11 protein-coding genes are annotated in these 15,364 nt (G+C 48.8%); 6 read left to right on the forward strand and 5 right to left on the reverse strand.

What is annotated here, in order from left to right:
• Nucleotides 1-43: 43 nt before the first annotated feature.
• The gene (locus HRU77_02155) at nucleotides 44-856 is read right to left on the reverse strand and encodes a transposase family protein (protein QOJ19605.1); all 813 of its coding nucleotides are present in this window, start codon (nucleotides 854-856) and stop codon (nucleotides 44-46) included.
• A gap of 160 nt (nucleotides 857-1,016) precedes the next feature.
• Between HRU77_02155 and HRU77_02160 the strand changes: the two genes are divergently transcribed.
• From HRU77_02160 to HRU77_02170, 3 genes are all read left to right on the forward strand, one after another.
• Nucleotides 1,017-2,288: a GNAT family N-acetyltransferase gene (locus HRU77_02160; GenBank protein QOJ19606.1), complete on the forward strand. Its 1,272-nt coding sequence runs from the start codon at nucleotides 1,017-1,019 to the stop codon at nucleotides 2,286-2,288.
• Nucleotides 2,289-2,455: 167 nt separating this feature from the next.
• Nucleotides 2,456-3,499: a glycosyltransferase gene (locus HRU77_02165; protein QOJ19607.1), complete on the forward strand. Its 1,044-nt coding sequence runs from the start codon at nucleotides 2,456-2,458 to the stop codon at nucleotides 3,497-3,499.
• Between the two features lie 27 nt (nucleotides 3,500-3,526).
• On the forward strand, nucleotides 3,527-4,531 hold the full coding sequence (locus tag HRU77_02170) for an NAD(+)/NADH kinase (protein QOJ19608.1): 1,005 nt from the start codon (nucleotides 3,527-3,529) through the stop codon (nucleotides 4,529-4,531).
• 56 nt (nucleotides 4,532-4,587) lie between these two features.
• Here the strand turns inward: HRU77_02170 and HRU77_02175 are convergent, their stop codons facing one another.
• Both HRU77_02175 and HRU77_02180 read right to left on the reverse strand, forming a co-directional pair.
• Nucleotides 4,588-6,423 carry an ATP-dependent metallopeptidase FtsH/Yme1/Tma family protein gene (locus HRU77_02175; GenBank protein ID QOJ19609.1) on the reverse strand — a complete coding sequence of 612 codons (1,836 nt, stop codon included), beginning with the start codon at nucleotides 6,421-6,423 and terminating at the stop codon, nucleotides 4,588-4,590.
• Nucleotides 6,424-6,540: 117 nt separating this feature from the next.
• Nucleotides 6,541-7,827 (reverse strand): outer membrane protein transport protein, encoded by a 1,287-nt coding sequence (locus HRU77_02180; protein QOJ19610.1) that lies wholly within the window; start codon nucleotides 7,825-7,827, stop codon nucleotides 6,541-6,543.
• 408 nt (nucleotides 7,828-8,235) lie between these two features.
• Here HRU77_02180 and HRU77_02185 point away from each other — a divergent pair, with 408 nt between their 5' ends.
• Nucleotides 8,236-10,755 carry an EAL domain-containing protein gene (locus tag HRU77_02185; GenBank protein ID QOJ19611.1) on the forward strand — a complete coding sequence of 840 codons (2,520 nt, stop codon included), beginning with the start codon at nucleotides 8,236-8,238 and terminating at the stop codon, nucleotides 10,753-10,755.
• 162 nt (nucleotides 10,756-10,917) lie between these two features.
• On the opposite strand, the gene HRU77_02190 is transcribed toward HRU77_02185, so the two are convergent.
• A complete protein-coding gene (locus HRU77_02190; GenBank protein QOJ19612.1) occupies nucleotides 10,918-11,730 on the reverse strand; it encodes a transposase family protein in 813 nt (270 codons plus the stop codon).
• 153 nt (nucleotides 11,731-11,883) lie between these two features.
• Here HRU77_02190 and HRU77_02195 point away from each other — a divergent pair, with 153 nt between their 5' ends.
• Nucleotides 11,884-13,407: a peptide MFS transporter gene (locus tag HRU77_02195; GenBank protein ID QOJ19613.1), complete on the forward strand. Its 1,524-nt coding sequence runs from the start codon at nucleotides 11,884-11,886 to the stop codon at nucleotides 13,405-13,407.
• A gap of 17 nt (nucleotides 13,408-13,424) precedes the next feature.
• Here HRU77_02195 and HRU77_02200 read toward each other — a convergent pair whose 3' ends face one another.
• Nucleotides 13,425-13,757 carry a hypothetical protein gene (locus HRU77_02200; GenBank protein QOJ19614.1) on the reverse strand — a complete coding sequence of 111 codons (333 nt, stop codon included), beginning with the start codon at nucleotides 13,755-13,757 and terminating at the stop codon, nucleotides 13,425-13,427.
• Nucleotides 13,758-14,265: 508 nt separating this feature from the next.
• On the opposite strand from HRU77_02200, the gene HRU77_02205 reads away from it, so the two are divergent.
• Entirely contained in the window at nucleotides 14,266-15,078 is an 813-nt protein-coding gene (locus tag HRU77_02205; GenBank protein QOJ19615.1) for a transposase family protein, read from the forward strand.
• Nucleotides 15,079-15,364: the final 286 nt, after the last annotated feature.

The following is a 15,364-nucleotide window of genomic DNA, read 5'->3' on the forward strand; positions in this document are numbered from 1 at the left end:
CTGCATTAAACACTACAGCATCATCAGTAAGCTGTAAGAAATCTCAGGGTTGTTTACAGAGAGGTTGATTGAAATAAGCGTTGAGTATTTCATAAGGGGTTGCGTTATACAAACTCTTATGGGGTTTGACGGTGTTGTAGAAGTTAATGAAACGGACAAGTTGAATACGTCGGTCAGCAGTGTCTTTAAAACAGAATTTGTTGTGCCACATGTCCATGAGCGTGCGGATCACGCGCTCAGCTTTCCCGTTGGTTTGAGGACGATTGACACGAGTAAACTTCTGACCGATACCGTGTTGCCTGCAAGCTTTGACAAAAGCATGATCGTCAGTTCCTTTAAATTCCGTGCCGTTATCGGAATAAGTGCAATCGATTTGATAAGGACATTGGGCAACAGTAGCGATGAGAAAGCAAGCGGCGCTGTATTGAGTTTTATCGGGGAAGATATCGGCATATAATTCCCTGGAGAAATCATCGATGGCCACAAACAGGTACTCGCGAGGTTCATTGGCAGACTGTCCTTTCAATAATGGAAGCCGCTTGGTATCGAGGTGAACGAGCTCGCCCGGATAAGATTTGTTATAGCGCTTCGCTTCACGCTTGAGACGTTCCTGGATGGTTTGCTCTACTTTAGCCAAACGTTTGAGGCCATACTGCAGTGTCTTGAAGCGCTGATTGGTACTGCTACGCGGAGTAAATTCCTGGAGTCTGGCTCGTTTCAGTACGTCATAAATCGTTGGCCGGCTGACGTGAAAGTATTCTGCCAGCTGAACTACCTTCCACAGCCGGGTTTGATACAGCCGCCAGATTTCCTGACGATCCAATAATGTTAAACGAGTGCGTTTGTGTATGTTCATCTACAGTATTCTCCTGAATACTGTAAACAACGCTAGAAATTCTTACAAGTAAGCGGTGTTAGCGCGATTCGATTACACCGCTTACTGCCGGCTTATGAATCAGAAGCGATAGACTGAACTATCGTTGTAAAATCATGAAATACTGATTCCATGTATCGATATGCAAAAAATTTCCGAGAAGCTGCAAAGTGCGATCCGCTGTCAACAATCCGGACAATTTTCCGAAGCGGAAGTAATTTATCTCGAAATTCTTACGGCAATACCGGATCAACCGGACACCCTTCACCTGCTCGCCATTATTTATGCCCAAACCAAGCGTTATCTGCTGGCTAACGACTATTTCCGCAAAGCGATTGCTCAAGCGCCCGCGCGAGCCGACTTTATCGGCAATTATGCCAATGCGCTATGGGAACAAGGCTTGATCGAAGAAACGATCGGTCATTGCGAGCGCTCGCTTGCTATCAACGCGAATCAAGCCGAAGTACTGAATATATTGGGCAATGCTTATTTAGCGCAGCATTGCCATGAAAAAGCCGCCGAATGTTTCCGCCAATCATTGCAATTGCGCCCGCAGTACCCGCATGCACTGAATAACTTGGGCAATGCGCTGCAAAAAATGAATAAGAACGCGGAAGCGATCCAATGCTATCAACGTGCGCTTGAATTACAGAGCGATTATCCCGAAGCCTGCAACAATCTGGGGCAAGCTTTAAAAGCTCTGGGCAAAATTGATGAAGCCAGAGATCAGTTTCGTAAAGCGTTACAGTTAACCCCGGGCTTCAATCAAGCTCGCCATAATCTTGCCGAGGTCGATTCCTGCTGGCTGGAACCGTTGGAGGGAAAAAAGTTTTACCTGCGCCGCTACCAAGCGCAAGACGCTGCCTACTTGTGCCACTGCCACCAAAACAATGATTTCATGGCACTGTACAATCAATACATTCCCCGCCATCAACCGGTCGATGAATTAACCGCAAAATTGCGGCAGACGCAAGCGTTGCATCCTTGCCAAACGAAATCCGTCGATTGGATCATCATCTGGAAAAATACTGGTCAACCGGTGGGTATCGCCAATCTCGTCGACATCAATTTATCGCATCGCCGCGCGGAATTTCTGATTGGATTGCCGGATTCTGAAGATCGCACGCGCGGTATTGCACTCGAAGCAACCCTGCTGGTTCTCGATTTTGTGTTTAACCGGGTCAAATTAAACAAACTCACGGCCAACGTGTATGCTGGCAATTGCTTTTCGCAACAGAACACATTAGCACTTGGATTTACACAAGAGAGTTTTTTACGTCAACACCTGGTGGGTCCTCATGGAAATTTTCTTGATGTCTATGGCAACGGCATGATCATGCACGATTTTCGTTCCAACACAAGAATTTCCAAACTATCCAGCCGCCTGCTGGGGCGCGACATTACCACGGCATAACCTGCTTCCGGTTCAGTCTGCATATGGTCTTACTGCCATCTGTCATGGTGCTTTTCCGATCTTAACGTGCATCCAGCTTAATTCATCGGATTGTCATTTTTCTGTCATACCGGCTTGCTAGACTTTGCTCAATTTCTTCAAGTTCAGACAACACAACTACAAGCACGATGAAAATATTTTACGGCATACAAGGAACCGGCAACGGCCATATCACGCGCGGCCGTATCATGGCACGGGAGCTGCACGCCGCGGATCTGGAAGTCACCTATCAGTTTACCGGCAGGCCGCACGACAAATTTTTCGACATGGAAGTGTTCAACGGCCATCAATGGCGGGAGGGGCTGACGTTCAGCACCCGGAACGGCAAAATCAATCACATCAAAACGGTAATGCAATCAAAGCCGCTGCGTTTTCTAAAAGACATCCGGCAATTGGATTTAAGCCGTTACGATTTGGTGATTTGCGACTTTGAACCGGTTACCGCCTGGGCGGCGCGGCGGCAAAAGAAAAAGACCGTCGGCATTAATCATCAGTGTGCTTTCCGTCATAAGATACCGCGCGCCGGTGGCGATCCCATATCGGAAGCGGTATTGAAGAATTTCGCCCCGGTCGACATCAGTATCGGCTTGCACTGGCATCATTTCGATCAGCCTATTTTGCCACCCGTGATCGAAACGCCTTTTGTTTCCAGGCAAATACAAAAAAATAAAATCGTCGTTTATCTGCCGTTCGAAAATCAACAACACATTATCCAGTTGCTTTCACCGTTCCGCGGTTTTGAGTTTTACATTTATTCACCGGAAACAACGGTATCAGCTTTTTCTCATATCCACTGCAAACCATTGTCACTGCTTGGATTCCAGCAAGATTTGTCGGATTGCGCCGGCATTATCTGCAATGCCGGCTTTGAACTGGCCAGTGAAGCGTTGCAGTTAGGCAAGAAAATTCTGGTAAAACCGGTACACGCGCAAATGGAGCAAGCCTCCAATGCCATCGCGTTAAGCACATTGGGCTACGGATACATGATGCAGACGGTCAATGCCACACGCATCGAGCAATGGCTGTACGAAACCAAAGCCATTCGCGTTACTTTTCCAAATACCGCCAAGCACCTCGTCGCGTGGATAAAAAACGGCATGCCGCCCATTGAACAATCCTGGTGCAATCAAATTTGGTCCGAAGTTAAGGTTATCCCGGTTGAATTATCTTAAGTTTGAATAGGAAATTTAATTTCATCCATGAATGACAGTCTTGTGTCCCAATCCAGCCACTTAATCATCAAAATACCTGCACCGGAAAAAATCCTCATCATTTATAACCCAATATCCAGCGCAGGCAATACGGAATCGCTCGCCGGCAAACTGCAAAAGGTGCTCGCCGGTCACGGCAAAAATGTTGAAGTGTCTCCTTCCGAGAAAAAAATGAAAGGCTACACGCGCATTGAAGACAAGATTGCAGCCAGTGAGCTCGTCGTTGTGGTAGGCGGTGATGGTACGGTCAGAAAATTATTGGGACTCATCGATAAAACCGGCACACCGGTGTACGCCATCCCGGGCGGAAACGAGTCGTTATTTGCCCGCTCCTATGCCATGAGTGCGGACGCTGATGACTTGCTGCAGGCCATCGCGGCCGGAATCTGCGTGCAGCAATTTTACGGTTTGATCAGCGGCAAGGGAATCCGGGGAGAAAAACCTTTTTTTCATATGGCGTCGATGGGATTGGATTCATTAACCGTCAAAAACATCGGTAAAAGAAAAGGCCCGCTGAACGATTCGATTTACCTGTGGCACGGCTTAAAAGCGTTGTGCGCACTGCATCATCCGACCATATCGGTGAGCGTTGACGGCCAGCAAGTCATCGATCATGGATCCGGCTATATCATCGTAGCCAATACCTCAGCATATGCGAAAAACCTGCAACTCGTTCCCAGCGCCAATCCGTCAAAAAGTGAATTGGTGGTCGGCTTTTTACCGGGCGCGCAACCTTGGCATGAATTGGTTAAAGCCGTGCGCATTCTGCAACGCAAACCCGCCAACTTGCCGATGCACTATTTTTCCGGCAAACATATCGCTTGTACTTTGCATGACAAAGCTTATCCGCTGCAAGTCGACGGTGATTATTTCCGTAATCGCGACATCGAAGCTGACAGCATCGTAGAATTCACGGTGAGTCAACAGCCGATTCGCATACTGGTTCCACCGGCATTGAATATTGATGCGCTGCAGACTGCCAGCAATTTATAAAAAAACCAGTCAAAATTGAGAATCAAAGCGGCAGCGACCCTCACCTGCTTTCCTCATTATTTCTGAGGGTGATGCGTACCGGCAACGATCGCCTGCTTCAATTGGGCTATTTCCGGCTGATTCAGCGTCTCGGTTTTAAGCAGTTCTTCCGCTGTTTTATCCAGCAGCATCCGATTATTTTGCAGAATGTTAACGGCGCGCTCTAACGCTTGATCAACCAGCACTCGCACAGCGGTATCGATCTTGTTCGCGGTTTCTTCACTGTAATTGCGGTTTTGCGGCAGCATCATATTGGGTTGCAGGAAAGCCGATTGTTCCCGGTCGTACGCGACATTACCCAGCGCTTCGCTCATGCCATACCGCAATACCATAGCGCGCGCGATATCGGTGGCGCGCACCAGATCGTCCGCCGCGCCGGTGGATACTTCGTTGAATACCACTTGCTCGGCCGCCCGCCCGCCGAGCAGTATCGCCATTTTGTTGAGCAGTTCCACACGCGTCATCAAGAAGCGGTCTTCGGTCGGACGCTGGATGGTGTAACCCAACGCACCGACACCTCGCGGAATGATCGATACTTTGTGCACTTCATCGGTACCGGGCAAGGCCAACGCCACCATGGCATGACCCAGTTCGTGAAAGGCCACGACCCGCCGCTCGTCCTGGTTCAATAAGCGATTGCGTTTCTCCAGCCCTGCCACGATGCGCTCGATGGCATTGGTTACATCCGCCATCGTCACCGCCTCGCCGGCGCGGCGTGTCGCCAGTAAGGCCGCTTCATTGATCAGATTCGCCAGATCCGCGCCACTGAATCCGGGGGTGAGCGCGGCAACCTGGTCCAGTTTTACATCGTTATGCAATTTCACTTTTTTTACATGCACTGCCAGGATTTGTTCACGCCCCAGCTTATCCGGACGATCCACCAGCACTTGCCGGTCAAACCGCCCGGCCCGAAGCAATGCCGGATCGAGAATCTCCGGCCGGTTGGTCGCTGCCAGCAGCACGATGCCGCTGCTCGGATCAAAGCCATCCAGCTCGGACAGCAATTGATTTAAGGTTTGCTCTTTCTCGTCATGACCGCCGCCGAAACCGCCATAAGCGCCACGCGCACGACCCAGCGCGTCCAATTCATCGATAAAAATAATCGCGGGCGCCATTTGCCGCGCTTGTTCGAACAAGTCGCGCACGCGCGCCGCGCCGACACCGACAAACATTTCCACGAATTCCGAGCCGGAAATGGAAAAAAATGGCACGCCGGCCTCTCCGGCAACTGCGCGCGCGAGTAAGGTTTTTCCCGTTCCCGGCGGCCCGACCAGCAAAATGCCCTTGGGCGCGCGCCCGCCCAAACGGCCGTAATCCGCGGGATTTTTCAGGAAATTGATGATCTCGACCAATTCCTCTTTGGCTTCATCCACCCCAGCGACATCGTCGAAAGTAACCTTGGTTTCTTTCTCGACAAAAACCTTGGCGCGGCTTTTACCGATCGACATCAAGCCGCCGCCCATGCCGCTGCTCATGCGGCGAATGACAAACAGCCAGATCGCGATGAAAATCGCCGTGGGCACTATCCAGGACAGTAAATCGCGCAACCAAGTGCTTTGCACTACGCCGGTATATACAACGTTATGCTTATCCAGTATCTCCGCCAATCCGGGTTCGACGCGCGTGGTGACAAAATCCTTCATGCCATCCGCATTTCTTTCTTTCAGCGTGCCGAAAATCTGATTTTGCGTTATCGCAATTTCAGCGATGCTGCCTTGCTCCAGCAAGTGATGAAACTGACTGTAAGGAATGGGTTTTACTTGTGTGTATTGCGAATACAGATTTTGTATCAACAGTATGCTTAACAACGCCACTATGACATACCAGACGCTGAAATGAGTTTGCTTGTCCATTACTTGGCCTCAATGTTTGTTGGCAATAAGTATCGTGAATAACACCGGTGTCAACCGCCGTCATAAGATACCGCAAACCCGCATAAGTTGCACAAGCAATGAGTGCTGCTATTTCGATTAAAAACGCCAGTCCATCTGTAAACCGCCGATATTGATTTGCTCGGAATATTGGCCTACGAGAATGTCCCCGGTCGAACCTCTGCGGTTGATGGCGGCATCGTTCATGAACAAGTGCGCATACGCGGCGTGAATATTGACATTCTTCATGACGGCGTAAGTCACCCCCGCCGTCAGCCAGTAGCGACTGGAATCGGGAATTCGCGCTGAGCGGTTTTGCCCATTGGGAACCGGGGTTTCATCGTAGGCAAATCCCATGCGCCATGTCCATTTGTTGTTCTCAGAAAAATAATTGGCGCCTATGGCATAGCGCCAGGTATCGCGCCAGTTCATATTCTGCACGTCATCCGGTTGCGCCGATGAAAAATCCGTGCGCAATTCCCGCACCAAGCTCCAGTGCGTCCACAGCGCATCCGCGGAAACTGTCCAACGCGGATTGATACGATGCGTAAAACCGAACAGCACAGAATCCGGTAAAGTAACCGAAGTGCGCGTATCAGCATCGACCAGTATATTAGCGCGCGTCAATGCGATGGCTTTGTCCGGCACGGAAAAGTCGGCATTGCCGTGGATATCGTGCACCACCCGGGAACGGTAGCTGACACCCAAACGGGTATCCTGATTCAGTGCATAAAAAGCACCGAAGTTATAGCCAAACCCAACACTATCTCCCTTCATAGAAACATGCCCGTCCGCAGCTTGCGGCAAAATTCCACGGCTGGCGCAAGGCACGGGGCCTAACGTCAAAAAACACGCCGGGCCGAGGTCTATCGCGTTGGTTAATTTGGCTTGCATATACTGCACATTAAAACCGGCACCGAAGGAAAATTTTTCGGTCACCTTAAACGATAACGATGGATTGAAGTTAAAAGTCGATATTTCCGAATCGAGCGCCTGATAACGCCCTTTCCAATCCTGCTGATAGCTATTGCGCATACCGAACGGCGTATTGAATCCGAATCCGAACGCTATGCGGTTTGTCAGCTCTTGCACGAAATATACATTGGGGACAGAAACCAGATTGGGTGAATCGCCGCCGTTGCCGCCTTTCAGCGGCGCGCCTCCGAGCAACGGGCTTAAATGTGAAGCATTGTCGTGGAACGTCGCAGAAGGCGCAATGGCATAGCCTGCCACCGAAACCAACCTGCCGCGCACCTGGCTCATCGCGCCCGGATTGAAAAACACCATACTGCCGTCATCAATGTTGGACGGCGCGCCTGAGAATGCTTGCCCCAACTCCTTGACACTTTGCTCCATCACAGCAATACCAGCACTCCATATCGGCATTGAAGCCAGCAACAAAAACAAACCGGTAAAGCGGAGAGCAATTCGATAAAAAAAACAATTAACCACACATTGTGTTTTAATAGATTCACCCCTTAATTTTTTTGAATAATTAAAGATCCGTCACTATCATTTCAGTATCCGCAATACCATAATGGTTTACTTTACTTAAAGAAATTTTAAAGTATAATTTTCTGAATATTTATCAGAATATTCCGACGCATACAGAGAAATAAGCAATTCTCATCCGGCATCGAGATAACATTATGTCATTGTAATAAAATACATACAAATTCTCATGTATCATTTTGTTTGTTTTAAATTGTGGTTGTTCTCGTATTTGGCGAATAATGCTAAATTCTTTGGAAAATTTTCCGACAAACTGCGAACAATTTTCACAAGATGTTCGCAATGAAAAATGATCACCGGAAATCCAACCTCGAAAACCACGACACGGATCCCCATTTTTATCAAAACAATCACTCCGCTGCATTACTGGCGGAACAAGTCAAACTGCTTTATCAGCAAGCCCCCAAAGCGCTGGCCGTAACGCTTGTCATAGCCGCGGCGCTTGCTTTTATTTTCTGGAGTCATGTTGCCGAAGAATGGATCATAGGATGGTTGGCCGCCATTTATTTATTAACATTCGCCAGATTTCTGTTGATCCGATCCTATTTCCGTAATAACCCAGCAGCCTCGGAATCGGCAATCTGGGGACGCCGTTTTTTCATCGGCATATTATTTTCCGGCGTATTTTGGGGTGTAGCCGGAAGCATTTTCTTTATCGACGGCAGCGCCACGCATCAGTTATTTCTCGCTTATCTGCTAGCCGGTATGATTGCCGGCGCCATGGCGACTTTATCGTCTTATCGCGGCGCTTTTCTAGCCTTCTCGATACCGGTTGTCATTCCCTTTACTTACCAGGTCATTACACACGAAAGCGACACACACTTGGCGATTGCATTGACATACTTGCTCTTCGTTTTTGCCATGGGCAGCATTTCTCACCGGTTGTACAAAACAGTCGCGGAATCTCTCCAATCCCGCTTTGATAACTTCGATTTGTTAAAGCATTTAGTGCAAGCAAGAAATCATCAACAAACAATCAACCAAACATTGCAAGCACAAATCGCCGAAAAAGACCGCACACAACAAGCATTGCGCACTATCAAAGAACAGTTGGAGCAGCGTGTTACGGAACGCACCGAGGCGCTAGCTCTGGCCAATGATGTGTTGCATCAGGAAAAAGAATTATTTCAAGTCACCCTGGCGAGTATCGGCGACGCTGTCATCACTACCGGCGCCGATGGAAACATCACCTATCTGAACCCGATCGCGGAGATATTTACCGGCTGGAGCAATCAGGATGCCAGCGGCTTACCGCTGCTGAAAGCATTTAATATTCTCGATACCGTCAGCCGGACAGCCGTACCCGATCCACTGGCCAATCAAGCTCCGCCCGGAAATTTACAAGGCCATCGCGAATGTTTGCTCATTCGCAAAGACAAGCAGGAATGGATCATTGATTATGCCGTAGCACCGATTCAAAATGAGCAAAAAAAAGTGATCGGTACCGTCATCACGTTCCGTGATGTGACGGAACAGCGCAAACTGACGCAAAAACTGGCCTATCAAGCAACGCACGATTCCTTGACCGGCTTACTGAACCGCAAGGAATTCGAAGCCCGCCTGAACAAAATTCTGTCGTCAACACGCAAAAACGATACGCATGCGCTGTTGTTCCTCGATTTGGATCAATTCAAAATCATCAACGATACCTGCGGGCATAGCGCCGGCGATGAATTATTGCGGCAAGTTACAACGCTGCTGCATGCCAAACTGCGGACGCGCGATACGCTGGCACGGCTGGGTGGCGATGAATTCGGCATTATCCTGGAACACTGCCCGCAGAATGAAGCACTGCAAGTGGCGCGGGCATTGCGCGAACTGGTGCAAAACTTCCGCTTTTACTGGCAGGATAAAGCTTTCACCATCGGCGTCAGCATCGGATTATTTCCCATCGCACACGAAAACAGAGGCCTTGCTTATGCGCTGAATGCGGCGGATAGCGCTTGTTACGCCGCCAAAGAACAAGGACGCAACCGGGTGCAGGTATTTCGAGCGGATTCGTCACAGCAAAAACCGGAACAAACTCATTGGCTATCACGCCTGCAGCAAGCGATGGCCGAGCAGCGTTTGTGTTTGTATTTTCAACCGATCCGGTCGCTCTCCAGTAACAACGGATTGGAAGAACACGGCGAGATTTTGTTGCGCCTGCAAGACGATCACGGCCGCTTAATAACGCCGAGCGCATTTCTACCTGCCGCGGAACGGCACGACCACATGTTGATGATAGATCGCTGGGTGCTCGAACAATCGATCCAGTTGATCAAAGCGCAAGCACAACACCGCTCCAACGCGGTTTATACCGTCAATTTGTCCACTCAAGTACTCGAAAATGCGGATTTTCTCGATTTCACCGTGAACATAATCAAAGCCAGCAAGCTAAATCCCGCCAGTCTTTGTTTTGAGTTTACCGAACAAATCGCGTTAACCGATTTACACCATGCGATGCGGTTTTTAACCGCATTGAAAGCGCTTGGATGCCGTTTCTCGCTGGATGACTTCAGCGGCGGCTTGTCGTCGTTTGGTTATCTGAAAAACATCCCGCTCGATTACCTGAAAATCGACGGCCGATTGATCCGGAACATGCTTTCCGATCCGGTCGACCAAGCGATGGTTGAGTCCATCAACAACATCGGTCATGCCATGCAGCTCAAAACTATCGCGGAATGGGTTGAAGACGATCAAACCTTGCAGTTTCTCGAAAAGATTGCTGTCGACTATGCGCAAGGTTACTGGATCGCCAAACCGTATCCGGTTGATTCAACCGCGATACAGCTCTCGAAGATGAGCAGTTCTGCAAAATGATCACGGATTTCAGCGCACCCATTCCATACACGAATCTGCCGATACTTAGTCCTGTTGCACTCGCCGGCTCAAGTAAATAACTTTGCGCAATTGCGATGAAAACTACTACACTCGGCCACGTGCCTTGAGGCCAGACTCATATCGCATTATTTGTAAGAAATCTCAGGGTTGTTTACAGAGAGGTTGATTGAAATAAGCGTTGAGTATTTCATAAGGGGTTGCGTTATACAAACTCTTATGGGGTTTGACGGTGTTGTAGAAGTTAATGAAACGGACAAGTTGAATACGTCGGTCAGCAGTGTCTTTAAAACAGAATTTGTTGTGCCACATGTCCATGAGCGTGCGGATCACGCGCTCAGCTTTCCCGTTGGTTTGAGGACGATTGACACGAGTAAACTTCTGACCGATACCGTGTTGCCTGCAAGCTTTGACAAAAGCATGATCGTCAGTTCCTTTAAATTCCGTGCCGTTATCGGAATAAGTGCAATCGATTTGATAAGGACATTGGGCAACAGTAGCGATGAGAAAGCAAGCGGCGCTGTATTGAGTTTTATCGGGGAAGATATCGGCATATAATTCCCTGGAGAAATCATCGATGGCCACAAACAGGTACTCGCGAGGTTCATTGGCAGACTGTCCTTTCAATAATGGAAGCCGCTTGGTATCGAGGTGAACGAGCTCGCCCGGATAAGATTTGTTATAGCGCTTCGCTTCACGCTTGAGACGTTCCTGGATGGTTTGCTCTACTTTAGCCAAACGTTTGAGGCCATACTGCAGTGTCTTGAAGCGCTGATTGGTACTGCTACGCGGAGTAAATTCCTGGAGTCTGGCTCGTTTCAGTACGTCATAAATCGTTGGCCGGCTGACGTGAAAGTATTCTGCCAGCTGAACTACCTTCCACAGCCGGGTTTGATACAGCCGCCAGATTTCCTGACGATCCAATAATGTTAAACGAGTGCGTTTGTGTATGTTCATCTACAGTATTCTCCTGAATACTGTAAACAACGCTAGAAATTCTTACACATTATTTAATCGTAAACTGTGCTTTCTCATTTGACTTCGCATTACCTGACCATTGTTCGCTATCTTTTTTAAAGTTTTTCCTGGATTTGTAACGATTCAGAAACCATGAACCCGGCCGGACACCCCAAAGGTTTATACCTCCTGTTCTTTACAGAAATGTGGGAACGCTTTAGTTACTATGGCATGCGCGCCATTTTCACCTTGTTTATGATCAAAGCGCTGCTGTTCGACAAAGCATTGGCATCTGAGATTTATGGCAGTTACACCGGTTTGGTTTATCTCACGCCACTCATCGGCGGTTATGTCGCGGATCGTTACTGGGGTAACAGGCGGGCCATACTGGCAGGTGGCATTTTGATGGCGATCGGGCATTTTTGCATGTTTCTGTCCGCGGCGAATTACAGCGATATTGCTTTCGCGCAACCGATGTTATTTTTAGGTTTGGGGTTTCTCATTTTCGGCAATGGTTTTTTCAAACCGAATATTTCCACCATGGTGGGCCAACTCTACCCGCAAGGCGATCAACGCATCGATGCTGCATTCACGATTTTTTATATGGGCATCAACCTCGGCGCCTTCCTCGCGCCGCTGGTGTGCGGTGGTCTGGGCGATACGGGAAACCCTGCCGATTTCAAATGGGGATTTCTTGCCGCTGGTATCGGCATGATCATCAGTACTCTGTCATTTGAATTGCTCAAAAATAAACTGATTGTCACCCCGGCGGGCGAAGGTATCGGACTGGTCCCGGAGAAAAAAGTGCTGCAAGGTAACGAGACCGAAGCGTCCGCTCTGCCGTTTGCTCAGCTGTTCGGCTGGATCGCCGCTGCGGCTGTATTATTTGCTGCATTTTATGGTTTTATGGAACTGGGTGTGATCGGATCGGCCATTTTTTCCATCTCGATTATCGGCCCCGCCGCTATCATTACCGATAAGACATTAACCGCGATTGAAAAGCAGCGGATAGCCGTGATTTACATTCTTGCCTTTTTCGTCATCTTCTTCTGGGCGGCGTTCGAACAGGCCGGTGCATCGCTAACCTTCTTCGCCGCAGAGCAAGTCGACAGAAACCTGTTCGGAACGGAAATTCCCGCCAGCTTCTTTCAATCGATCAATGCAGTACTGATTATTGTGTTAGCGCCGCTGTTCGCTTTTATTTGGGCATTCCTCGACCGGCATAACCGGGAACCTTCATCGCCCGCCAAGCAAGCGTGGGGGTTGCTGTTCCTGGCGATCGGCTATTGGGTAATCGCCTTCGGTGTCAAAGGCGTGGATCCTGCAACTAAAGTCAGCATGATGTGGCTGTTCAGTTTGTATTTGCTGCATACCATCGGCGAATTGTGCTTGTCGCCCATCGGCTTAGCGATGGTGGTCAAACTGTCGCCGGCGAAATTCGCTTCGTTATTGATGGGCATTTGGTTTTCATCCATGGCCGCAGCGAGCAAATTTGCCGGTACACTCAGCGCTTTGTACCCCGATCCGGCACTCCCTGCGGCACCGGTCTTTGCAGGCTTCGAGATCGTCGACCTATACGATTTTTTCATGATCTTTGTAATCCTGTCCGGATTTGCAGCGATCCTTTTGTTCGCGCTGACCAAAACACTGCAGAAAATGATGCACGGTACGCAGTAAAGTCGTTTTGCCATCGTTTAAATTCTGCTCATTGCAGATTTCCAGCGCAATCCCGAATTGTTTTTTTCATCTCCGGTGGTGATGTCCACCGCGATGACCACCCTGATGGCCGCCGCCCCAATGCCCGCGTCCGGAATGATGATGTCCGCCGCCGACATGGCCGTGATGACCCTGTTGCCCTGCGTGAGGGCGATGACCACCGTGCCGATGCGAGTGCCGGTGACCGCCATTGTAATATCCGAATCCGCCCAAATAGCTTTGACCGGCATAATACGGTGCTTGATAGCCGTAACCACTATATACCGCGCCGCGGTAATAGCCTGTTCCGCCGTAATAAGGTGTAGCCACACAGCCCGCTAAAAAAATAATGATGGCGATGACAAGGGGGATCAGCATTTTTTTTGTACACATGATATTTCTCCAGGATCAATTACCGGAGCAAGCCATTGCAATGGCCGGTTATTAAGCTTGCTCTCTTCAGCAGTCCAATACCGCAATCGATCGCGGTATTTCGTGTGTCATTGTGTGATCTTCGCGCTGAATAGCAGCTGAATACAAAATGCTTCCCCTATCGCGCTACATGCGGCGTCATTCCACCGGTAGAATGAACTATCTAATCAATAAAAATTCTACAGTCACGCTGACGCAACGATGGCAGCGGCGATAGCAATTCTTCCTGCACAGTGCTTTTTTGTCCGCTGCCCCGGTTTGGAACCGGAATGATTTATAATTCCCCGGATCATTCAACCGTAAGAGACCACACGATTGACAACTGCGCGCGACATCAATAACGCAATGAATTTTTCGGCTATGTAAGAATTTCTAGCGTTGTTTACAGTATTCAGGAGAATACTGTAGATGAACATACACAAACGCACTCGTTTAACATTATTGGATCGTCAGGAAATCTGGCGGCTGTATCAAACCCGGCTGTGGAAGGTAGTTCAGCTGGCAGAATACTTTCACGTCAGCCGGCCAACGATTTATGACGTACTGAAACGAGCCAGACTCCAGGAATTTACTCCGCGTAGCAGTACCAATCAGCGCTTCAAGACACTGCAGTATGGCCTCAAACGTTTGGCTAAAGTAGAGCAAACCATCCAGGAACGTCTCAAGCGTGAAGCGAAGCGCTATAACAAATCTTATCCGGGCGAGCTCGTTCACCTCGATACCAAGCGGCTTCCATTATTGAAAGGACAGTCTGCCAATGAACCTCGCGAGTACCTGTTTGTGGCCATCGATGATTTCTCCAGGGAATTATATGCCGATATCTTCCCCGATAAAACTCAATACAGCGCCGCTTGCTTTCTCATCGCTACTGTTGCCCAATGTCCTTATCAAATCGATTGCACTTATTCCGATAACGGCACGGAATTTAAAGGAACTGACGATCATGCTTTTGTCAAAGCTTGCAGGCAACACGGTATCGGTCAGAAGTTTACTCGTGTCAATCGTCCTCAAACCAACGGGAAAGCTGAGCGCGTGATCCGCACGCTCATGGACATGTGGCACAACAAATTCTGTTTTAAAGACACTGCTGACCGACGTATTCAACTTGTCCGTTTCATTAACTTCTACAACACCGTCAAACCCCATAAGAGTTTGTATAACGCAACCCCTTATGAAATACTCAACGCTTATTTCAATCAACCTCTCTGTAAACAACCCTGAGATTTCTTACATCTTATGCCCCATTATCGGGACAATTGCACCAGCAAAATAAGGAACATCTAATTACAGCATTGAATTATCATAGCGGTTAGCATAACGTGCTAATAATATAGATATACTTTCAGCAAAAAATAATTCTTTTACTCACACGGACAGAAGGTGAAAATCATGAAACGTATCATACAACTCGCAGCCGGATCTCTGATTACAACGCTCTTTTCCGCATCCGCATTTGCAATAAACGTCTCATGGACGGATTGGACTTCTTCACCGGATTCGTTTTCGG

The sequence above is a fragment of the Gammaproteobacteria bacterium genome, assembly GCA_015709615.1.
Lineage (GTDB): Bacteria > Pseudomonadota > Gammaproteobacteria > Burkholderiales > Nitrosomonadaceae > Nitrosomonas.

What these genes read in the sequence shown, in the direction of transcription:
- HRU77_02190 (QOJ19612.1), bottom strand. Translation starts at nt 11,730, where the DNA reads ATGAACATACACAAACGCACTCGTTTAACATTATTGGATCGTCAGGAA.
- HRU77_02160 (QOJ19606.1), top strand. Translation starts at nt 1,017, where the DNA reads ATGCAAAAAATTTCCGAGAAGCTGCAAAGTGCGATCCGCTGTCAACAA.
- HRU77_02180 (QOJ19610.1), bottom strand. Translation starts at nt 7,827, where the DNA reads ATGCCGATATGGAGTGCTGGTATTGCTGTGATGGAGCAAAGTGTCAAG.
- HRU77_02165 (QOJ19607.1), top strand. Translation starts at nt 2,456, where the DNA reads ATGAAAATATTTTACGGCATACAAGGAACCGGCAACGGCCATATCACG.
- HRU77_02170 (QOJ19608.1), top strand. Translation starts at nt 3,527, where the DNA reads ATGAATGACAGTCTTGTGTCCCAATCCAGCCACTTAATCATCAAAATA.
- HRU77_02175 (QOJ19609.1), bottom strand. Translation starts at nt 6,423, where the DNA reads ATGGACAAGCAAACTCATTTCAGCGTCTGGTATGTCATAGTGGCGTTG.
- HRU77_02185 (QOJ19611.1), top strand. Translation starts at nt 8,236, where the DNA reads ATGAAAAATGATCACCGGAAATCCAACCTCGAAAACCACGACACGGAT.
- HRU77_02205 (QOJ19615.1), top strand. Translation starts at nt 14,266, where the DNA reads ATGAACATACACAAACGCACTCGTTTAACATTATTGGATCGTCAGGAA.
- HRU77_02195 (QOJ19613.1), top strand. Translation starts at nt 11,884, where the DNA reads ATGAACCCGGCCGGACACCCCAAAGGTTTATACCTCCTGTTCTTTACA.
- HRU77_02155 (QOJ19605.1), bottom strand. Translation starts at nt 856, where the DNA reads ATGAACATACACAAACGCACTCGTTTAACATTATTGGATCGTCAGGAA.